This is a genomic window from Acidobacteriota bacterium, assembly GCA_039028635.1.
Classification (GTDB): Bacteria; Acidobacteriota; Thermoanaerobaculia; order Multivoradales; family JBCCEF01; genus JBCCEF01.
In genome coordinates, this window is the sequence record JBCCHV010000060.1 from 20,578 (window position 1) to 41,957 (window position 21,380).

The 21,380-nt window shown below is 66.8% G+C and carries 17 protein-coding genes; 5 read left to right on the forward strand and 12 right to left on the reverse strand.

Annotated elements, in window-relative coordinates; genetic code table 11:
* Window position 1: 1 nt before the first annotated feature.
* From AAF604_20200 to AAF604_20230, 7 genes are all read right to left on the reverse strand, one after another.
* Window positions 2-976 carry a M28 family peptidase gene (locus AAF604_20200; protein ID MEM7052001.1) on the reverse strand — a complete coding sequence of 325 codons (975 nt, stop codon included), beginning with the start codon at window positions 974-976 and terminating at the stop codon, window positions 2-4.
* A gap of 42 nt (window positions 977-1,018) precedes the next feature.
* Window positions 1,019-2,437: a hypothetical protein gene (locus AAF604_20205; GenBank protein ID MEM7052002.1), complete on the reverse strand. Its 1,419-nt coding sequence runs from the start codon at window positions 2,435-2,437 to the stop codon at window positions 1,019-1,021.
* A gap of 64 nt (window positions 2,438-2,501) precedes the next feature.
* A complete protein-coding gene (locus AAF604_20210) occupies window positions 2,502-4,406 on the reverse strand; it encodes a M14 family metallopeptidase (protein ID MEM7052003.1) in 1,905 nt (634 codons plus the stop codon).
* A gap of 10 nt (window positions 4,407-4,416) precedes the next feature.
* On the reverse strand, window positions 4,417-5,607 hold the full coding sequence (locus AAF604_20215; GenBank protein ID MEM7052004.1) for a CaiB/BaiF CoA-transferase family protein: 1,191 nt from the start codon (window positions 5,605-5,607) through the stop codon (window positions 4,417-4,419).
* A 15-nt stretch (window positions 5,608-5,622) separates the two neighbouring features.
* Window positions 5,623-7,059 (reverse strand): acetyl-CoA C-acyltransferase FadI, encoded by a 1,437-nt coding sequence (gene fadI / locus AAF604_20220; protein MEM7052005.1) that lies wholly within the window; start codon window positions 7,057-7,059, stop codon window positions 5,623-5,625.
* Between the two features lie 65 nt (window positions 7,060-7,124).
* On the reverse strand, window positions 7,125-7,835 hold the full coding sequence (locus AAF604_20225; protein MEM7052006.1) for a hypothetical protein: 711 nt from the start codon (window positions 7,833-7,835) through the stop codon (window positions 7,125-7,127).
* 20 nt (window positions 7,836-7,855) lie between these two features.
* Complete coding sequence (locus AAF604_20230) at window positions 7,856-8,134, reverse strand: polyhydroxyalkanoic acid system family protein (protein MEM7052007.1); 279 nt, start codon at window positions 8,132-8,134, stop codon at window positions 7,856-7,858.
* A gap of 52 nt (window positions 8,135-8,186) precedes the next feature.
* On the opposite strand from AAF604_20230, the gene AAF604_20235 reads away from it, so the two are divergent.
* The 4 genes from AAF604_20235 (at window position 8,187) to AAF604_20250 (ending at window position 13,324) form a co-directional block, all read left to right on the forward strand.
* Complete coding sequence (locus AAF604_20235; protein MEM7052008.1) at window positions 8,187-8,951, forward strand: DUF502 domain-containing protein; 765 nt, start codon at window positions 8,187-8,189, stop codon at window positions 8,949-8,951.
* Between the two features lie 67 nt (window positions 8,952-9,018).
* Entirely contained in the window at window positions 9,019-10,755 is a 1,737-nt protein-coding gene (locus AAF604_20240; GenBank protein MEM7052009.1) for a M48 family metalloprotease, read from the forward strand.
* 186 nt (window positions 10,756-10,941) lie between these two features.
* Window positions 10,942-11,832: a hypothetical protein gene (locus AAF604_20245; protein ID MEM7052010.1), complete on the forward strand. Its 891-nt coding sequence runs from the start codon at window positions 10,942-10,944 to the stop codon at window positions 11,830-11,832.
* A 223-nt stretch (window positions 11,833-12,055) separates the two neighbouring features.
* Window positions 12,056-13,324, forward strand: a complete 1,269-nt coding sequence (locus AAF604_20250) for an MFS transporter (GenBank protein ID MEM7052011.1) — start codon at window positions 12,056-12,058, stop codon at window positions 13,322-13,324.
* On the opposite strand, the gene AAF604_20255 is transcribed toward AAF604_20250, so the two are convergent.
* Both AAF604_20255 and AAF604_20260 read right to left on the reverse strand, forming a co-directional pair.
* Window positions 13,318-14,961, reverse strand: coding sequence for a hypothetical protein (locus AAF604_20255; protein ID MEM7052012.1), 1,644 nt, complete (start codon window positions 14,959-14,961; stop codon window positions 13,318-13,320). The genes AAF604_20250 and AAF604_20255 overlap by 7 nt on opposite strands.
* A gap of 70 nt (window positions 14,962-15,031) precedes the next feature.
* A complete protein-coding gene (locus AAF604_20260; protein ID MEM7052013.1) occupies window positions 15,032-16,744 on the reverse strand; it encodes a hypothetical protein in 1,713 nt (570 codons plus the stop codon).
* A gap of 140 nt (window positions 16,745-16,884) precedes the next feature.
* Between AAF604_20260 and AAF604_20265 the strand changes: the two genes are divergently transcribed.
* On the forward strand, window positions 16,885-17,373 hold the full coding sequence (locus tag AAF604_20265) for a hypothetical protein (GenBank protein MEM7052014.1): 489 nt from the start codon (window positions 16,885-16,887) through the stop codon (window positions 17,371-17,373).
* Between the two features lie 166 nt (window positions 17,374-17,539).
* Here AAF604_20265 and AAF604_20270 read toward each other — a convergent pair whose 3' ends face one another.
* From AAF604_20270 to AAF604_20280, 3 genes are all read right to left on the reverse strand, one after another.
* On the reverse strand, window positions 17,540-17,845 hold the full coding sequence (locus tag AAF604_20270; GenBank protein ID MEM7052015.1) for an immunity 53 family protein: 306 nt from the start codon (window positions 17,843-17,845) through the stop codon (window positions 17,540-17,542).
* 257 nt (window positions 17,846-18,102) lie between these two features.
* A complete protein-coding gene (locus AAF604_20275; protein ID MEM7052016.1) occupies window positions 18,103-18,384 on the reverse strand; it encodes a hypothetical protein in 282 nt (93 codons plus the stop codon).
* Window positions 18,385-18,386: 2 nt separating this feature from the next.
* A partial coding sequence (locus AAF604_20280; protein ID MEM7052017.1) for an RHS repeat-associated core domain-containing protein occupies window positions 18,387-21,380 on the reverse strand: 2,994 nt, incomplete at its 5' end.

Here is a 21,380-nt window from a genome sequence, read left to right on the forward strand (position 1 = left end):
ATCAGTCCTGGTGGTCGAGGACCACCTGATGGAGTCCTGCCACCACTTCGGCCATGCGGCCGTAGTCCAGCCGGTCGGCGGTGTCGCCTTCGGTGTGGTACGCGAAGTTGCGGTAGAAGGAGGTGTCGGTGACCATCAGCCCCGGAAAGCCCTGATGCCAGTAGTTGAGGTGGTCCGAGAAGTCGAGACCCCGCACCAGATTGGCGGGAGCATTCATCGACACCACCGGCAGATCCGACGCCGAGCCCAGGCTCGCCTTGATCCGTCGCACCAGGAAGCCATCGCGAAACCGCCCGACGACGGCGATGAAATTGCCGGTGGTGGGATAGAGGCGCGCGATCAGGGGCGAGGGATAGGTCTGGCTACCGGGCTGGTCGGAAAAGTAGCCGATCATCTCGATCGAGATCATGAAGGCGACCTCGGCCCCGGCGGCCCCCAGGGAGCGGGCATGCACCGCGCTACCCATGTTCTGGGTGCGAAAGTACGGCGGTTCTTCCAAGGTGTAGGCCACCAGGTGGAGCGGTCGCTGCAGCTCCTGATCGGCGAGCAGCCGGGCGAGCTCGAGCAGCGCGGCGACTCCGCTGGCGTTGTCGTCCGCCGCCGGGTAAACGTCATAGGCGTCGTAGTGGGCTCCGAGGACAATCGCCTCGCCCTCGGTCGGCCCCAGGCGGAGGATGACGTTGCGATAGGTCTTTCCGTCGGCCTGATAAGGCTGCTCCTCGACCCGCGAGCCGGCCGCTTCGAAGTGCTCCCGGATGTAGGCGGCGGCGCGATCGAGGTTCTCGGGATGATCATGGTCCCGCGGCACCAGGTCCTGCGACAACACCTCGACGTGCTGCCGCAAAGCCGCCCCGTCGACCGCCGCCGGCAGCACCGAAGCCCGCGGGAAGACCAGCGGCTGCTGCACCCAGACGAGCAGCAGAACGGGAGCCAACAGCAGCGAAAGAAGCAGAGCGAGACGCGCTTTTTTCATCATCCGATGCGATCCGGTCCAAGGAGGCTGCGGCGCGCTTCGCGATCAATCGCGCCGGCCAGCCCCAACGGCATATCCCACCACCGCACTCAAGATACCCCACAGAATGTAGCCCAGGCCGCTGTCGGCGAGCCAGGTCGGTTCGACCGCCGCCAGGAAGCCTCGGGTCTCGAGGAAGTAGGCCGCCACCGTGCCGGCGAAGCCGGCGATGGACGAAGTGGTCACCGCGGTGCGCCGGGCCCAGGGCAGGAAAACCGCCGCCACCGGAAAAGCCACCGCCGTGGTCAAGATGCCCGCCGAGAGATAGAACAGATCCCACAAGCTCTCGGTGAAGAGGGCGAAGACGCCGCAGGCGATCAACACCACCAGGGTGAGGCGGCGCGAGCTGCGCCGCCGCCGCAGCGCCATCAGGTCATAGCCCAGGCTGAGGGCCATGACATTGGCGCAGGTGTCGATGGTGCTCATCGCCGCCGCCACCAGGCCGACGGTGGCGATCGCGCGCAGCCAGATCGGGGCATAGGCGTCGATGAAGGTGGCGAAGATGGCGTCACCGTCGTTGCCCAGAAACGCCGGAGCCTGGCCTTCCACCGGTGGAAAGAGCACCAGCGCCGCCAGACCGATGAAAAGCGGCAGCAGCCCGACGAAGAAGGTCGCGTTGAGCATCGCCAGCAGCGTTCCGCGGCGCGCGGCCCGGCCATCGCGAGCAGCCTGCACCCGCACCCAGAGGTCGGTTTCGAAGAGCCATCCGGGGAGATAGGCGACGAAGGTCAGAAGGATCACCGCCAGGCCGGGGGAAAAGAGATCGTTCCATGGCCGCCCGGAGGACGGGGCCAGGAGCTCCGCCCCGGGCCAGCCGACATCGGGATTGCGCGCCAGGGCCGAGGCGGCGACCAGTGCGACCAGGACGACATAGATCGCGACCACCCCGTACTGCAGCTTGTCCGTCGCCACCACCGCCCGCAGGCCACCGACGGAGGCATAGATCGCCACCAGCAGGGTGATCACCGCGATCACCAGCGAAACCGGCAGGCCGAGACCGGGCGCGAGCAGTGACGCCGCGACATAGATCTCGGCGCCGCCCCAGATCAGGAAGACGGCGGCGATGGCGCAGGCGACGGCGCGCCGCGCCGGAACACCGAAGCGCTCCCCCACCATTTCCGGCTGGCTGAAGGCCGGCAGAGCACGGTATCGGCGCGCCAGAAGATAGATTCCACCCAGGCTCAGCAGCCAGGGAACGGTGATCAACCAGAGCGCGCCGAGGCCATAGCCGTAGAAGAGCTGGGCGGCATAGACGCAGGACCACGAAATCGACATGAAGCCGGCCGAGATCGAGAGGCCGACGGAGCCGGCGCCGAGGTTGCGGCCGGCATTCCAGAAGGCCTCACCGCCGGGATCGCCACGGCCGGCCCGCCACCCCAGATAGAGCGTGGCTGCGGCATAGAGCAGCAAGGCCAGGGCGATCATCGTCGCTCCGGGCTTCGCAGCGGGCTACATCCCGACCATGCCAAGACCGGCCCCGGGATCGAGCTCACCGAGGGACCTCGGCGCCCGCCGCGGAAGCCGTATCCGGGGCCCCGGGTGATCGCGTTTCGAGCGCCAATCCGGCGGTCACCGCCGCCAGCCCGCCTTCACCCACGGCGACGATCGGTAGAACGCCGAAGCGAGCATCCCAGTAGGGCGTGCGCCGGTACCACCACTGCCAACGCGCCCAGGCATTGCCGGCGAGGTCCGGGTCTTCGTCCAGAGCACGTTGCCATTCGGCGGCGATCGCGTCATCGGCCAGCATCTCTCGCACCAGCGGCTCGAGAACCCGCGGCTCGATGTACTCCTTGCGCTCGAGCACCGACGACAAGTAGCCCCAGGCGAAGAGCGAGTCCGGCGCCTGCGGCTCGAGGAGCTGCACCGCCACCTCGAAGTCCGGCTGGGCGGCTGGGATCCACAAGGCACCGGCGGGTACTTCGATGTCCTCCTGGCGCCGCTCGAGGTCGGCCTCGACCCGCGTTTGCCCTTGGTAGGAAGCGCTCGCGTAGGTCGGATTACTCACCCGCAGGGTTTCGCCGGAGACCACCACGGCGCGCCGAAAGGTCTGGCTGCGCAGGCCGTGGGCGGCGATGCGTTCGGCGATCACCGGCCAGCCGGGCATCACCAGGTAGCCGCGCGGCCGCGGCGCCGTGCGGTCCGGTTCCGAGGCGTGGACCCAGGGCACCTCGACCTCCCGGATCTCGCCCCGACGAAAGTGGGTCAAGGGACGTCCCATGGCCTGGGAGGGTTCCTGATACCACTCGTAGAAGGGCACCCGGTGGCGATCCGCCGGCGCCCGTTCGCGCCAGGTGATGACGATCTCCGAGGGCTCGGCTCCGGGACGCCCCTGGCGCACCGTACGGCTCTCAGCGTTGGTCACCGCGGCGATCAGCCGGCGGCCCGACCGCCCCACCTCCGCCAGCACGGCGACCATGAAGTCGAAGTTGGCTCGCACCCGCGCCTCGTAGGGCTTGTAGGAGTGGTTCTCGACCAGCAGGGACGGGCGATGACGCAGCGGGTAGTAGCCGGTGGCGAAGCGCGGCTCGGCAACGCGACTGCTGAAGCCCTGGCTGGGATCATCCGGGTTCTTGAGCGAAATGTAGGGACCGATGCGGTGCCCGGCAGCCGCCGTCGCCGCCAGGGCCGCCGGCATGTGATCCTCGAGCCAGGTGGCGACGGAGGGGGCGATCTGAGGCCCTTCCGCCCACGACCACGTCAGGACCCAATCGTGGTCCGAGCCATCGGTGACGTGATTGTCGATGTGGAGGTGAGGCCGCCAGTGGTTGAACAGCGCGATGACGGCGCGGCCCTCCGGCGTCGCCACTTTGAGGTGATCGCGGTTGAGGTCGAAGCCGGCAGTGTTGGTGCGAAAGCCCATGCCGTCGACGGGACCGTTCTGGTTCGGCCGGTTGAAGGGCGACATCCGCTCGTGGCCATCGACGTTGTAGATCGGCAAGACCACCAGGGTGGCCGCGTCCTGCAGCTCCGGCAGGCGCCCCAGGACCAGATCGCGCAGCAGCATCAGGCTGGCGTCCTTGCCATCGATCTCGCCACCGTGGATACCGTTCTGGATCATCACGATCGGCTTTTCGGGCGCCACCCCGGGCCGCGGCTGGAAGCTGCGGTGACTGGAGTAAACCACCACCGGCAGGGGACGTCCCTCTCCAGACTCACCGTAGTAGGAGAGCTCGAGCAAGGGCGAGCGTTCGACCAAGCGCTCCACGAAAGCGATCGTCTGATCGTAGGTGGAGGTCGCCCGAAAATCGCTCTGCTCGGCCACCGTCAGCAGCTCCGCGGGGATCGGCGAAGGATCGCGGCTGGGTGCCTCGGCCAGGCCGACGGTGCTCGAAAGCGCCACCGCCACCGTCCAGTTCGTGAGTCGGATCGCTGTCTTCCTGCCCCAAGACTTCATGGCGAGATCCTCAGCCGCCTTTGCGTCGCACCGCCCACCGCATCAGCAGGCGGCGCAGGCTGAATCGGCGTCCAATCCCGGCCGAGCGCCGCTGCAGTACGGACATCTCGATTCCGAGCTCGTCCAGGATGGCGCGAGTATCTTCTCCCAATCGCGGCACGCGGTCACCGCCGCGCGGCCGAAAGCCATCGAGACGCGCCGGAAAGGCTATCCGGGTGGAGCCGTCGGAACGCCGTTCGACGACGCCGCGATGCTGCGCCTGGGGATGCTCGAGGGCGGCTTCCGGGGAAAGAATCGCCTCGAGGGGGAGGTCCTGGGCGGCGGCCAGCTCGATCCACTCGGCGGCCGTGCGCTGCGCCAAGGCGTCCGCCACCTGCTGGCGCGCCTCGGGTCGGCGATCGAGATGTAGCGGCCGCAAGTCGTCGCGTTCGGCGGCTTCGCAAAAGCGCTCCCAGAAGTGCGGCTCGAGGGCGGCCAGGGCCAGCGGAACATCGTCCCGCGAGCGGTAGACGCCGTAACAGGGCAGGGCCCCGGTCAACATCAGCGGATCGCCGACCGCCTTGGCGCCCCCCGCCTCCTCGGACCAGGCCAGCAGATTGCCGTGCAGAGCCGCGTCGAAAAGGGAGGCATCGATGTGCATGCCCCGGCCGGTTCGCCGACGCTCGTGCAGGGCGGCGAGAATCGCCGCCAGGGCACTCCAGGCACCGGCCAGGTCGGCTCCCGGCAAGGCCGGCAGCGACGGCACCGAAGCCAATCCTCCGGCCACCGCCAGGTAGGTGAGGTCGTGACCGCTGCGGGTCGCCCAGGGCCCGCCCTGGCCCCAGCCGGTGAGGGAGCAGTGAATCAGCCGCGGATGGCGCTCCCGCAGCAGCTCCGGGCTCAGCCCCAAGCGCGCCAGCGTTCCCGGACGCAGATTGTCGAGCAGGACGTCGGCGTGCTCGAGGATGGCCTCCAGAACCTCGCGTGCCGCTTCCTTCTTGAGATCCAAGGCGACACTCTCGACGCCCGCCAGCAGTAGCGACGCCAGCGAGCTCTGGCCGTCGACCAGGGGCGGCGCCAGACGCACCGGATCGCCCAGCCGAGGCTCTTCGACCTTGAGCACCCGGGCCCCGAGGTCGGCGAGCAGCCGGGCCGTCAGCGGGCCCGGCAGCAGTCGGCTGAGATCGACGACCAGCAGGTCGCGGAGGGGCGAAGCGGTCACCGAGTGATGGTCAGCCTACTCGCGCTCGACGACGGCGGCGAAGCCGGTGCCGCCGGCGGCACAGACCGTCACCAGGCCGAAGTTCTCGCCCCGTCGGCGCAGCTCGTGGAGCACCTGCATGGTGACCCGGGCCCCGGTGGCGCCGAAGGGATGCCCGATGGCGATGGAGCCACCGGTGACGTTGAAGCGATCGAAGTCGATCTCACCCACCGGCGCGCTGCGACCCAGCTCGTGGAGAGCGAACTTGGGCGACGCCAGCGCCTTCAGGTTGGACAGGATCTGCGCCGCGAAGGCCTCGTGCATCTCCACCAAATCGATGTCCGAGAGCTTGAGGCCGGCCGAATCGAGGGCCAGCGGCGCGGCATAGGCGGGTCCCTGGAGGAGCTGCTCGCCGGGGTTGACGGCGGCAAAGGCGAAGGACCGCAGATAGCCGAGGGGCTCGTAGCCGAGAGCCTCGGCGCGCTTCTCGCTCATCATCAGCACCGCCGCGGCGCCATCCGTCAGCGGGCTCGAGTTGCCGGCCGTCAAGGTGCCGTAGCGCTTGTCGAACACCGGCTTCAGGGTGCTCAGCTTCTCGAAGGACGAGTTGGCGCGGATGCCATTGTCGGCCAGCACCGGCTCGCTGTACTTCGGCGGCGGGAAGGTGGCGGCGATCTGGTCGGCGAAACGACCATCGGCCTGGGCCGCCGCCGCCCGCTCGTGGGAGAGCTGGGCGATCTCGTCCTGGGAGCGGCGCGAGATGTCGTTTTCCTTCGCCATCTTTTCGCACGACTGACCCATGGTCTCGCCGGTGGTGTACTCAGCGATCGCCGGCGCCACCGGCGCCAGGTCCTTCGGGCGCAGCTTGGAGACGATCGCCAGCTTGTCCGACACGGACTTGGCCTTGGCGAGCTCCATGAAGCGGTGGGCGGCGTTGCTCGAGAAGCGAATCGGAACGTTTGACAGGGACTCCGCTCCACCGGCGAGCACGACATCGCACTCGCCCTTCAGGATCGCCTCGGCACCAAAGGTGATGGCGCGATTCGACGAGGCACAGGCCAGGCTGACGGTGCTGCCCGGAATCTGCATCGGCAAATTCGAACGGAAGACCACCTCGCGGCCGAGATTGGGAGCCTGCAGCGACGGCACCACGACTCCGAAGACGGAAAGCTGGATCTCGTTGGGGTCGATCGCCGTCCGCGCCAACAGCTCGGACGTCGCGACGCCGGCCAGATCGACCACGTCCATGTCCTTGAACACCGTACCGGAGCGCACGAAAGGAGTCCGGCAACCGGCCACGATGGCGACTCGACCGCCCGGCCCCTTGAGCTTCTGGCGCACCCCCCGACGCTTGACCCGAGCCTTCTCGCCGTGGGTCCAAACGGTGTCGGCGCGCTGGGTGATCTCTTCGACGGCGCTCGCCTCGTTGGGCGCCGGCAAGGGCGAGGGATAAGGACGAATCGGTTCTGCCATAGGTCAAAGGCCTCCTTAGTGGACGCTCATCTTACCGCACTGCGGCGTGACGCCGATGACGGCGCCTACCAAGTTGTCGTCACCACTTCGATACCGCACCGGTGCCAGGGGTCCGGCGCTACCGGCTCCTCACCTTCGACGATCACCAGCCGCAGGCGCCCCAGGGGGTCCCGCCGGCGATGCTTCGGAGTCAGCGACGAAGCCAAGGCCTCGGCCTCGGCGGATCGCCCAAAGTATACGGTGGGACGGGCCCACAGGATGGTCGGCAGGGCGAGATCGGGGGTCTCCGCCAGCACCACCGCAGCGCCCTCCGCGAGGGACCAGCGCAGACCGGCGGCGGTCACCGGCGCGGGCAGCGGATCGGCGAGGACCAGGACATCGCGCTGCGACCCGGCGGGCGGCAATGCCGCGAGGAGATCTTCGGCGGCCGTCGGAGGGAGGTGCAGAGGGACGGCGGCGGGCGAGTTTTGCCGCACCTCGGCATCGATCTCTGGCTCGCCATCGGAGGCGCCCGGCCGAGCCCATCCGGTAGGCAGGTCCGCGCCACCGATCTCGGCAGACCGCTGCTCGCCGGCCAGGGCGAGACTGATCGAGAAGACGCCGAGCCCCGGCTCTGTCGCCGCCGCGGCCAGGCCGGCGGCAGCCAGAAGCCGGCTCAGCCGCTCGACGCGCTGCGCCACCGCCGACCAGCTACTCCAACGCCAGTCGAGGCCGGCGCGGTAGAACAACCACGGCTCCTCCGGCCGCGCCGCTGCTCGGCGGCCCAGCCACTGCACGGGGGAAATTTCAGAAGGGGTCAGGCGGTGAGCTTTTCGAAGGCGCTGCGGATCTTCTTCTCGATCACCGGCTTCATCATCGACGCCGGCGGTTTGAGGTCCGCCCGGCCCACCAGGGCACCGTTCTCGAACACCACCGTGCCCTTGGCCCCGGGACCCGTGAGGTGCAGCACATCACCGTCCCAGCTACGCTGCAGCATGCCTCCTGGGAACTGCTCGTGAAGGGCCGTATCGAGCACCGGCCGAGCCTCGGCCATCGAGGAAAAGCGCGTCGGGATTTCGATTTTCAACTCGCTCATGGCCCGAGAAGATAGCACAGGCAAGGGCCTTCTTCCCTGATAGTCTGAGGCCGTGAAGTCGCCGTCCGAAGACACTTCCCGCAGACCTCCCGAGCCCCCTCCCTCGCGCCCCCTGCGGGCGCGCTTTCGCCGCCTGCTGCTCGCCGGGCTGCTGATCCTCACGCCGGTCGCCGTCACCACCTGGGTGCTGGTGCAGCTCTTCCGCATCATGGACGGCATCTTCGCGCCGTTGGTGGATCAGGTCCTCAGCCGAGCCCTTCAGCAGGAGGACATCCACGTTCCCGGCACGGGAATCGCCCTCACCCTGCTGGTGGTGTTGATCCTCGGCTGGCTGTCGACCAACGTCGGTGGCCGGCGGGTGCTGCGATTCTTCGAACGCATGCTCTACCGCGTGCCCGTCGCGAGCACCATCTACGGCTCGACCAAGGGCATTCTGCAGGCCGTTTCGCGGGATCGCACGGAGGCCTTCAAGCGGGTAGTGATGGTCGAGTACCCGAAGGCGGACATCTTCGCCCTCGCCTTCGTCACCGGCAACGCCCGCTGGGCCAAGATCGACCCGCGGATGGACGACTTGCTGCTGGTCTTCGTGCCCACCACCCCCAACCCGACCAGTGGCTTTCTCCTGCTGGTGCCACGACAAGAGGCGGTCGAGCTTCCGATCACCGTCGAGGAGGGCATTCGGATGGTGATCTCCGGTGGTCTCCTGTTGCCGCGCATGGAGGGCCCTCGGGGCCGCGGCCCCCTGGCCAGCAAGCAGCCGCCGGATGCAGCGGCCCAGGCCGCAGAGGGTCCGCGCTCGGAGACAGGCGAGGACTGAAGGACGCCAAGAGTCCGGAACAGAACCTGCAGGAAAGAGGGACGTTCGCTCGCCTGGAGCCTCGAAAATGCCAGAAACGCCCCGTCTCCGCTCCCCGATCGCTGCCACCTTGGCCGCCGCCTTGCTCCTTCTGACCCTGAGCCCCGCCGCCACGGCGCAGAAGATCGCCAATCCCAAGCTCTACGAGGAAAGCCTGCGCTTCGCCCACGAGGTGATGCAGCGCTACGGCATCCTCGACGATCCCGCCACCCTGCGCCGGGTGGCCGACATCGGCTACCGAGTGGCCCGCGAATCGGGCTACGAGGGCTACCCGCTGACCTTTCACCTGGTCGACATGCCCGAGCCCAATGCCTTCGCCCTGCCGGCAGGGCACATCTTCATCACCCGCGGCATGCTCGACCTCGACCTCACGGACGACATGCTGGCGGCGCTGATGGGACACGAGATCGGCCACGTGGTCTTCGAGCACCACCTGAAGATTCGCAAGAAGGCCACCTTGATGAGCGTCCTGTCGCAGGTGCTGCTGATCGGAGCAGCGGTCGGCGCCAGCGAGTCGAACGACAATCGCCGGACCCCGACCGGCCCCTATCGCTCGCCGGAACCCTACGGCACCGGGGACCGGGTTCAGGGCGCCGCCGCCGCCGGCCTGATCGTCAACGAGCTCCTCCTGCGCAGCTTCTCGCGCGAGCACGAGGACGAGTCCGACGAAGAAGGCCAGCGTTGGGCCGCCGCCGCCGGCTTCGGACCCAACGGAGCCGCCGAGCTGATGGCGCGCATGGGGGAGCGCATTCCGCAGGCCGAGAAGTACGGCTACTGGCGCACTCACCCCTTCTTCTCCGATCGCGTACGCGCCGCCGGAGCCCGTTCCGAGTTCCTCAAGCGCCGGCCGCCGCGACCGGCCGACGAGTTCCGCATTCGAACCCAGGCGGCACTGATCACCCAGCTCGAATCGAAAACCCTGCCGGAGGAGTTCGTTCCGCTCCTTCGTCAAGAAGCCCTGACCGCCTGGCCGGTGGGACCGGCGGCGGAGAAGATCCGTTTTGCCGTGCTCGACGAGCTGCGCACCGCCGAGCTCGAGCGGCCGGCCCTCGAGCGCGACTACGGTCGCCTGATCGGCGCCTACCGCGAGCAGGCCGAGGAAGTCGCCGAGCTGTCGCCGCAGAGCCCCGCCCTCGGCCGCCTCGAGCGCGAACGCGACGCTCTCGAAACGGAGCGCCGGGCGCTCTATCCGGAAGCTCGCAAGATCCTCACCGCCGGCGTCTTCGAAACCGCCTTCCTGGAACGCTTCCAGAGCAACTTTCCGGAAGCCGAGGAAGCTCCCAAGGTCAGCCTGGCGTTGGGTGACTCATACAGTCGTCTGGGGAATCAAACGGACGCCGTTCGGCTCTACCTGAAGAGCTGGCAAGGTGCCCCAGAGAGCCCGGAGGGGCAACGCGCCGCCGCCGGCCTGCGCAACTTGACGCCCTATCTCGAACGACTGGCAGCCCTCGAGCAACTGGTCCTGCAGGAACGGGATGGCGAGATCCGCGAGCTCGCCCGCCAACGCCTGGACCAGATCGCCGGCAGCTTCGGCGAGATCGACAACGGCGCCGAGTACCTGCAACGCTTCCCGAATGGCAGCCAGGTCGAGCAGGTGGCGCAGCGGGTCGAAAGCCTCGCCGACAAGCTCTATGCCGAAGTCGTCCTCTACCAAGCCCTCGGCGACACCGTCAAAGCGCTCGACCGGATTCAGAAGATCCTCACCCACGCACCGCGCTCCCACGCCGCCGACCAGCTCCGCGCACAGGCCGTGACAGAGACTTGATGAACGGTCTCGCGAACCATCCTCGATCGGTGACACCGCCGTCCTCCCCAGGGGGCGATGGCCCTCGGGAAAAGGCCCGGGGAGTCGCAATCCGGGCTGGCATGGCTCCTGCAAACTATTGACCTCAGGAGCGCAGAACCGGGGTCGCCGCGACGCGGTGGTACCATTAGGGCTAGCAGGCTCATCATGAATCGCTTCCGCCCCATCCCCAGCCCGATGGCGCTAGTCGCCGCGATCCTGGCCTGCGCTCCTATCTCCCCCCTTTTCGCAGACGACGTTCACCTCACCAACGGTCGGGTTTTCGAGGACGTGGTGGCCCATCGTTCGGGTGACCAGGTGACCATCGAAATGTCCTGCGGCGGGGAGATCACTCTGGCGGCGGCGCGCATCGAACGCATCGAGCGAGCCCGCGCCACCTTCGAGGACTATCGCGAGCGCGAGCGAACCCTGCGCCTGCAGCGCGACGCGACGGCCCAGGATTGGCTCGACCTCGCTTACTGGGCCGAGGAGAACGAGTTCCCTAACGGTTACCGTGAGTCCCTGCTGCGGGCCAGCCGGTTCGACGCCAACCTGCCGGGCCTCGCCCCCTTGTTGCGAGAGCTCGGACTGGTTCAAGACCCCAAGACCAGCGAGTGGATCAGCCAGGACACCTTCAATCGCCGTCAGGGGCTGGTGCAGTATGACGGTCGCTGGGTCAGCGCCGAGGAACGCTATCGCCAGGTTCGGCAGGCGGAAGAGCGGGCCGTCGACGCGCGTCGGGAGCGCATCCTCAAGCGCCTGACGGAGATCGAGATCGAGCGCCAAATCGTCGAAACGGCGCGCCGTCAGCGCCCGGCGCCACCGACCACCGTGGCGGTGGTCGCGGCTCCTGCTTTCCCGGTTTTCGTGGCGCCCGGTTATTACTACTCGCCGCCGGGTCCGACCCCGCCGCCGAGCACGGCGCCTCCGGCGGCCGAGACGCCGACCACCGGCGAGCGTAACTACGGCCGCTCGATCTCGTCGACCGCGATCATTCCCGGTCGCCTCAATCCCGGCGTCTCCTCGCCACCGGGCTCCCTCGGCAGCGGCATCCGCTAGCCGGCTTGCAGCGACCGCGGGCCCGAGAAAAACCTTTCGAAAATTCGCGTTGGCCTGCAACCTTGGAGCAGGTCGGACGTAATTGAAAGCGTAGGCCCGGAAGCAAACAAACTCCGGAGACCCTACCGCATAACCTCCTTGGCACACGGGGCGCAAACGCGCCCCGTATTTTTATTTTCAGCGGCCTTCGCCGCGGCGCCTCGGACCGAGGCAGAATGACGTCATGGCCCTCCTCCGCCCCCTGCTGCAGCTCTATCGTGACGCCTTCCGCGGCATCTCCGCAGACGTCTGGCTGTTCTCGACGGTCGCTTTCATCAACCGCACCGGCACCATGGTGCTGCCCTTTCTGGTGCTCTACCTCACCGCCGAGCGCGACTTCAGCACCGGCTACGCCGGCTTGATGCTGAGCCTTTACGGCATCGGCTCGACCCTCGGCACCCTCGCCGGCGGCTGGCTCTCGGACCGCATCGATCCGGTGCGTTTCCAGATCGCCAGCCTGACCGCGGCGGGCGGCCTGTTCACCCTTCTCGGCCTCCTCCGCGATGCCACGGCGATCGCCCTCTGCATCCTCGCTGTCAGCTTCGCCGTCGAATCCTTCCGGCCGGCCAACTCCCTCACTCTGGCTCGGCTGAGCGCGGCCGATGGCAAGATCCAGGCCTTCGCTCTGCGGCGCCTGGCGCTCAACTTCGGCATGACCTTCGGCGCCGCCATCGGGGGCTTCGTGGCGGCTCGCAGCTATGCCTGGATCTTTCCCGTCGATGGCGCCACGTGCCTGCTGGCGACGGTCCCCCTCTGGCTCTGGCTGCGTCGCCGCGGAGGCTCTTCGGCGACCTCGGTGGTCACTGCCGAAACCACCATCGCGCCCAACAACCGGCGAACCCCGCTGCGCGACCGTCCCTTCCTGGTCCTGATCGGTCTCACCGCCTTGCTGGCGATCATCCTGTTCCAGCTGTGGAGCAGCTATCCCCTCGCCCTGACCGACCGCTACGGACTCGAGGAGGACCGGATCGGCCTGCTGATGGCGATCAATACGCTGCTGATCGTCGCCCTCGAAATGGCCCTCGCCCAGCTCCTGAAGCGCCGCTCACCGCTGCGCGTCGCGGCTGCCGGAGCGCTGTTTCTGGGGGTCGGCGTCGGTCTCACCGCCTGGGGCTCGACCTTTGCGTTCGCCGCCGCGGCGGTGGTGGTGTGGACGGTCGGCGAGATGCTCTGTTTTCCATTCCTCGAGGGCTTCGTCGCCCAACGCGCCGAAGGGCCGAGGGCCGGGCGCTACATGGGGCTTTTCGCCAGCACCTTTTCCTTCGCCTTCATCCTGGCCCCGGCCATCGGGACGATGGTCTTCGAGCGTTGGGGCGACGCCGTTCTCTGGCACGGCTGCACCGTCGCCGGCGTCTTGCTGTGCCTGGCCTTCCTGGCTCTCGCCCGGCGCATCGCCGCCGGCCCGGCAGGCCCGGAGCTCACCACGCCGACCGCCGCAGCGGCCGGTCAGTAGCAGTAGGGACCGCGCTTCGCTTCGGGTTTGCGGTAGCGAGGGCGCAGCTGCAGCAGCTGAACGTCCGCCGGATCGGCGCCCTGCACCGCCAGCCAGCGATAGAGCTCACCCCAGAGGTTCTGGCGCGCCCCTTTGTTGCCACTGCGAGGAGACATCAGGGCCGGTGTCCAGCGAGCCGGAAACTTGCCAGAGTAGCCATTGACCGACGGAGTCCCGGCCACCTCCGCCACCCAGATGGCATCGATATGAAGGAGCCAGTTGGGAATCCGCCCGCCGCGCTGACTGATCAGAAAGGTGGTCTTCTCCGGATCGACCTGCTCCGCCAGGCGCTCCACCAGACGATGCTCTTGCTCGGCGTCATAGGTGGTCGGCGCCCCGAGTTGCTCGACGCAACACAACAGGGCGAGCCCGACCACCCAAGGCCGCCAACCGGAACCGGCCCGATCCACCAACCAGGCAATCGTCACCCCTGCCAGAAGCGGCAACAGGAGCAGGCCCAGGCGACACAGCACTCGCACCGCCGAGACCCCAGGAACGAGCTCGAAAAACACCCGCCAGAGGGACACACCGCCCACCGCCGTCGTCACCGCGACCAGCAAGAGGGCGACGCTCCCAAGCCATCGCATCGCCAGATGACGGCGACCGCTCACCAGGGTTGCGACCACGACTCCGGTGGTCAACAGGCCGACGCCGACCGCCTGCTCGAGGGAGTCTGGAACCGGGAGCGTGTCGCGCATCCAGTCATAGAAATGGCTCGCCGGCGCCACGAACAGCCAGCTGGTGAGCCGCGGCAAGCCACCGACCACCTCGGACCACTGCCGCAAACCGACCTCGCCGGCGGCGGCACCATAGCGTTGCGCCCAGGGAACCAACAGCAGGGCGGCGCCGAGACCCCAGCCCGACAGAGCCCAGAGATCGTCCCGCCAGGCGGCCAGCAGTGGGCGACGCAAGGCAGACTGGGCCAATCCGGCGACGGCAAAGGTCACCAGAGCCAGCAACAGGAAGAAGCCGAGATAGAACCCCCCGTAGAGCTGCGCCACCGTCGACAGAGCCACCACTCCCAAGCTCCAGCGACGAGCCCTGCGGTTCCCGGAGAGGGATTCCAAGTGGCGTCCATAGGCCAGCGCCCCGCCGATGGCGAGCAGGACGAAGAACATCGGCAGCAGTTGGGGGTGGGAGACCTGGTTGAGATGCGAGACCGGAAAGGCGATCAGAAAAGCCCCCAGGGCCGAGGCCAAGCGGCTCGCCGGCAGCGACCAGCGAAGCAGGGCGAAGGCCGCCACGTAGTTGAGCCAAAAGACGAACAGCAACCAACCGACGTAGGCCTCGAAGGGCTCGAATCCCAAGCCCCGAGCCAGCCAGTAGGGGGGCGCGAAGCTGAGCAGAAAGTCGCTGTAGGCGTAGGTGTTCTCTCCCGCCGGGAAGAACATCGGCAAATCCCACAACGGCTGGTGATGTTCCTCCCCGGCCACCCAGCCCCAGGTGTGCTCGAGGAGGTAGTGATTGAAGCGCGTATCGCCACAGTCGCCCGGAGTCCTCTCGGCGCCGGCGACCAGCGTGCGGGGGTGCACCACCGCCAACGCCAGCAGACCGAGCACTCCCGCCAGCAGGAGGTCGCGCCCTCGAAGACCTGTCATCGGAGTGCCCCGACGAGTCCTACCCTCGGCCGTCGCGAGGCTGAGCCTTCCCCCTGCCAACCGGTACCCATCAGAAGCAGTAGCGGCCGGTTCGGCCACGCCGTTTGCGGTAATTGGCGGGCACCTGCAGAAGCTGTACGTCCCAAGGGTCGGCGCCGTGGTCTTCGAGCCAGCGGGCGAGGGTCATGCGAAGCTCCTGCCGTACCGGCCGGGTGCCACTCTTCGGGTCTCCCAGAGTCCGCGACCAACCCGCCGGGAAACGTCCGGAGTAGCCGTTGACGGTGGGAACGCCCGCCGCTTCCGCCGCCCACATGGCATCGATGCTGAGCAACCAGCCGGGAGAGCCGCCGCCGCGCTGGCTGACCAGGAAGGCAGGAAAATCCGGATCGACCTGCTCGGCCATCGTCGCCACCAGCGCCGACTCGCGCCACGGGTCGTAGCTGCGCGACACGCCGAGTTGCTCGGCACAACACAGCAGCCCGAGAACGGCCCCAATCCCCCAGCGCCAGCCGCGCTGTCCAGCGAGCAGCAGCGGCAGACTCAGACCCGCCGCCAGGGGTAGCACCAGAACACCGACGCGACAGATCGCCCGAGTCGCCGCCAATCCCGGGTGCAGGGCATAGACCAATCGCCACAGCGAGCCCTGCTGACCGAAGAAGATGGTGGTCAGCAAGACCATCCCGCCGGTCACCAACAGCAGCACCTGAACTGCGGGATGACGACGGCGGAGAAACAGCGCCCCGACCATCATGAGGGTGGTCAAGAGGCCGATCCCAATCGCCTGCTCGTAGGCCGCCGGCAAGCCGCCGAAGGGGCCCGTGCCTTTCATCCAGCCATAGAGATGGCTGGCGTCACTGACGAAGATCCAGCTCACCGGCCGCGGTAGGTACTGGGCCACCTCGTTCCAGGATGGAACGCCGCTGCGGCCCGCGACCGCTGCATAGTGACTAACCAGCGGCACCAGCAGCAAAGCTCCTCCGACACCGGCACCGAGCCAAACCCACAGATCGCGGCGCAGGGCCCGCAGCAGGGGACCGCGGAGGCTTCGCACCAGCAAGACCGCCGCCAATACGCCGGCCAGGATCAAGCCCCAGAAAAATCCGAAATAAAACCCGCCATAGAGCTGCGCCACCGAGGCCAACACCAGCGTGACGATCGCCGGCCAGGGTCGCCCTGGCGACGAGTCGCGCTGCCCTCGGACCAGAGGTTTGCCATAGGCGATCACGGCCCAGAGAGCGAGCAGCACGAAGAAACACGGCAAGAGCTGCGGGTGGGGCGTCTGGTGGAGGCGCGAGATCGGGAAGGCGATCAGGAAGGCCCCCAAGGCGGCCGCTGTGGTTCCCGCTCCGCAGCCCCGCCGCAGCAGGAAAAAGGCTGCCAGGTAGTTGAGCCAGAGCACGGCGAAGAGCCAGCTCCGGAATGCCCCTTCGGGCCCTTGCCCAAGGGCCCGCGCCAACCAGTAAGGGGGTGCCAGGGAGAGGAGCAGGTCGCTATGGGCATAGGTGTCTTCCACCGCCGGGTAGAAGATCGGCAGGTCCCAGAGCTCGCGGTGGAGCTCCTCACCGCGCAGCCAGCCCCAGGTGTGCTCCAAGAGAAAGTGGTTGAAGCGGCTGTCCCCACAGTTGCCCGGCACCCGGGTCTCGGAGGCGAGGAAGGTCTGCGGGTAGGAAACCGCCAGCGCCAGCAGTCCGAGCATCGCGGCCAGAACGAGCTGACCCAGCCAGTGGTTCTGGGCGAACGGACCGCGACCGCGAGGGATCGTCGACGATGGAGTGGAGACCATGGTGCGCGCCAAGTATCGGACGAGAGAGGGGCCGGAAGGAAGCTACCAGCTCACCGGAAAGCCGTCCACCGGGCGGGCGTTACGGGGGGACTCGGCCCGACAAGCTAAGATTGGCAGAACAACCGACCCGGGAGCGAACCATGGCACGAAGGCCCCTTGCCGGCCTGCTTCGGCTGGCCATCTACGGCGCAGTTCTCTATTTCGGAGTCACCGAGCTCTGGCCCTGGCTGCAGGCCAAGGTGGTGGGAACCGGCAGCAACACCGCCGCCGTCGCCACCAGCGCAGGCAACAGCGAAGGATCCGTCTGTGTCGAAGCGGCCCAGGGCGTCAGCCGCGACCTCGCCATCGAAGCGCGAGCCTTCCGCACACCACCCCACGACCTCGCCGCCTGGGGCCAGTCCACGGCACGCATCAACGACGCCATTTCCAGCGCCGAACGCCGCTGCACCTGCCCCGAAGAATCCTGCCGCACCGCCCGCCGCGGCCTCGACGAGCTGCGTCGCCTCCACACCATCTTCGACGGCATGATCCGCGGCGACACCAGCTCCTTCGGCAACCCCGCCGTCCAGCGCGAACGGGTCGACGACCTCCTCGACCGCGCCCGGGCGCTAGCACGCCAGGGCAGCTAGCGGGAAGGCTCCGAACGCGGTCTTCGTCGGTGGGGGGTGCAAGGCCAGCAGTTGGGTCTTCCCATTGATTCGCCTATTCCCGGCCTCAGATTATTCAATCAGTCAACGACTCAAAGATCGAAGTCCTCGAATAGAGGTGAGCAACATGTGCAGCTCGCCTCTCCCATCAATGAGATGGATTGAGGTCGGCGACAAAATCGATAAATCTTGACATCAGTTCTTCCAGGTTTTCGGGACCCCCAAATCCTCTAAACTCAGAATCGACGACCTCAATGCGAACCCAGTCGCTATCGGAACGGCCTTCGACCAAACTCGGAGACGCATACCCTTCCAATGAGAACCCGGACAGGTCAACCCTCAACAACCATCCCGGATTGTCAAGAGTCTTTAGTTCTATTCCGCTACCGTGCTCCCAGCTTCCATCGCATTGTTTTGCGAACCAAACCTGAAGGTCTTCGAGTGCACTTGGCATACTCGCCCCCTGACCAGAAAGAGGCTCTGATCGAGCCCGTTGTCAGATTCCCACCTGCAGCGATAGCTTGAGGTGTCGTTGGCGTGAAGCGCCGTATTGGGCATGCCAAATGAGAGCGCTGAGGTGGCTGTCTAGCCCGTCTTCGCTCGCCCTCCAACAGCCCTGCTCAGCCTTCGCGCTAGCCAAGAAATCTCTCTTCTCGCAGCCTCAGAACCTCGACCCAATCCAGCCTCAATCTTAGCCACTTCGTCTGGGCGCTAAGAAACCGTCTTCTCCCCAACAACCCGCAGAACTGCTGACAGCCACACCAATGCATACCCGATGGGAGGATTCTCGCCGCTGAGAATTGCCGACAGCTCTTTACAGTCATCACTTAACTGACCTACAAACAATTCTTCAGGATCGCAAGCAGGGTTATAGACATGCTCCTGAGGCACCGACCAGTAGAAGTCTTCCTCTACTCTCACATCCCCCCTTCCCGTTGACTCCAGGTAATCGAAAAGGATATTGGATACAATTCGCAAGTCTTTCACTTTCACAATCACAAGGAACCTCCAGCCTGGTTCTTGATCTGCATTTCAAAATTTTCAATCTGTCTCTCAAGGCTCTTGATCCGTCCCTCGATGATCTTTTTCCTTCTCTCGGGACTTGCCTTTCTGAGGAACCCCTTATTGTCAAATTTATCAGGATTTCTCTTGAAGTCCGCAAGCTTCTTTTTATGACTTTCCAGCTGACGCTGAAGGCCACGAGTTGACTTAGGAGACTTGGCTCCCCCCAGCCTACTCTTAGCTCTTGAGAACGCACGAGCAAGGGCGCCTTTGGCGCGTTGAATCAGGACCTTGCCGCCAACCGCCCCTGCTACCCTAGCGGTCGTCAATCCACCCAACGCTCCCACTACGCCTAAAGCACCTCCCTGAGCCCTTCTCTTGACATTGAGATGGTACTGCTCAGTCGTGATCTCGCCATTGTGGAGGGCCTCGATGTCGCGCTCCAATGCCAGCGCGACCGAGGTCTCCCTTCCATCGGGGTCCACAAACTTGACCGGGTTGCCTCGCCCATAGGCATAGCGATTCCAGCTCTGGGGCGCTCCGGGCTTGCCGGATTCCCTGGCCGGATCGACTGAGAGAAACCGCCCGTTCAGCGGATTACAGTACCGGGCATGCATGTAGTCGAGGTCATCGCCCTGACCGGCGGTGCCGTGGGTGTCCCGCTCGTGGCCGGTGAACTTCATCCGCTCACTGGACCCATTGGGCACGGACTCTTCCCCAAACGGGAAATAGGTATGAAGGCCGGCGCTTCTCCCATCGGCCTTGGTGATGAGCCGGGGCGTGCCGAGATGGTCGAGGTGGAAGAAGCGTAGCCCCTCGGCCGGCCTCCAGGAAGCCAGCAGCTGACCATCCCGGTGGATGTGGTCTTCCCGGTGGTTCCAGGTGCCGGCGGAGCCTCCGACGGTGCCCCAGGTGCGCAGCACCTGACCGCCGAGATCGCGCAGGGTCCAGGTCTCTTCGATCGGGCTTTCGGCCCAGTGGAGGGTGTTGATGCGCTCGTCGTCGGCGGTGTAGAGGTAGTAGTCCTCGATGGCACCGTTGCCGCTCTGCTTGGACCTCAGCTTGGACAAAGCGTCCCAGGTGTAGGTGTAGCCGGTCGTGCCGGAGCCGAAGTGGAGCTGGTTGCCGGCGGCGTCGTAGCCGGTGGCACTCAGGCGGTTGGTGGAGCGGACGATGCCGTAACCGCGGGTCGTCGAAATGCCGGAGCGCACGGTGGAGACGGCAGAGATGTTGCCGAAGGCGTCGTAGCTGTAGCTTTGAGAGTTGCCCCCGCCCATGGTGCCCTTCACCACCCGTGAGACGGCGTCGTACTGGTAGACCTCGTCGCCGAGAAACTTGACGTTGCCAGCGCCGTCATACTGATAGACCAGCCCCTGGCTCTGCTGGAGGGGCGTCGATTCCGTCAAACCGACCACGCCCGAGGCCCCGATCGAGCCTGGCCGCCGGATGCCGAAGGCGTCCTTGCGGTGATAGGTCGAGGTGCCGTTGACGTGAGCCACCGTGTCGAGCATGCCGTGGTCATGATAGGTGATCGACGGCGCATAGCCCGGCACGGCGGTGAGCCGGCCACGGGTGTAGCTGTTGGGCACGGTGCGGTTCGTCGTGGTGCCGGCGCAGGGCGAGTGCAAACACTGCGGATAGGTGCGCGAGGTGACGTTGCCGAGGTCGTCGTAGATCCAGGACTGGTGGAAGGTCTGCAGGGACGACAGCGTCGTCCTTCGCTGCGACGGCCGGCCGGCCACGCCGCCAAAGGTGTAGACCTCCTGCACCGAGACGTCGACCTCGCCCGCCGAGGGGTTCCAGGGCGGGGCGATCCAATTGTGGCGGATCGCCGTCTCGACCTTGCCCAGGGAGCGGTTGCCCGCCCAGGCCCCAGTGCCGTAGGTGAACTCCTTGATCGGCCGCTGGATACCTCCCTGGTATCGCCGCTCCTTGATCCGAGTCAGCCGCCCCTGGGCGTCGTAGTCCTGCAGCAAATCGAAGGCGCCACTGGAGGCGCCACCAGCCGACCCAATCCGCCGCCGCCCGGCGTTGCCCAAGGCGTCGTAGTCCGAAAACTCGAGGCTGCCGTTGCCGAAGGTGCCGAGCTCCGGGTGCTTCTCACGGGTCAAGAAACCCCGGCCGTCGTAGTCGAAGAGGCGGGCCTGGCTGACCCCTTGGGCGGTCGTATGCACCCGCGTCAAGCGGTTGGCGGCATCGTAGCTGTAGTGGGTCGAGACGTTGGCGCCGCCCGGAGCCGAGGGCTCCTCCACCTCGATCAGTCGCCCGTAGGCATCGGAGCGCTCGATCGTCGATGACGGCGTCTCCTGCCCTACCGTGCCAGTGGCCACCGACACCGTGCGCTTCACCTGCCGGATACCACGGTACTCGAAATCGATCGCGTGGGCGGCACCGTCCGGAGGCACGATCTCCGCCGGACGGCCGAAGGGATCGTAGTCCTGGTGGAAGGTCTTCTTCACCCCGGAGGTGGTGCCCGAGTGGGCGACGCTCTTCCAGCGCAGCCAGCCGTTCGGGTAGTAGGACGAGACCTGCTTCGAGGTCACACCGCCGGGCAGCTCGTCCCGCTCGTGCCAGACCCGGCCGAAGGAGTCGTACCAGGAGGCCTGCGAGGTCAGGGCCGTTCCCGTGGTCTGCCCTTGGGCGCGACGCCGGACGTTGATGCGGGCGAGTTGGCTCGAGGTCGGCTTCTTGTACTCGTACTCGACCCAGGCCCCAGAGGTGGGTTTCTCCGCCGTCAGGCGCCCGAGAGCATCGTAGGAGTAGTCGGTGATCAGCCCCGCCGGGTCGACGCTGCGCTTCGGCAGACCGGTCGCCTTGTCGATGGTGAGATTTCTCACGAAGTGGCCTTCGCGGAGCGGCAGCGTGCCGCCCCCCGGGGCGAGGAACTTGGTCTTCGCCGACAGCCGATGCTCGATCGTGTGGGCCATCCGGTAGTCCGGCGTGCCGAGGCCGGTCGTGCACCAGCTGCTGCTCGTCGTCAGGCCGGC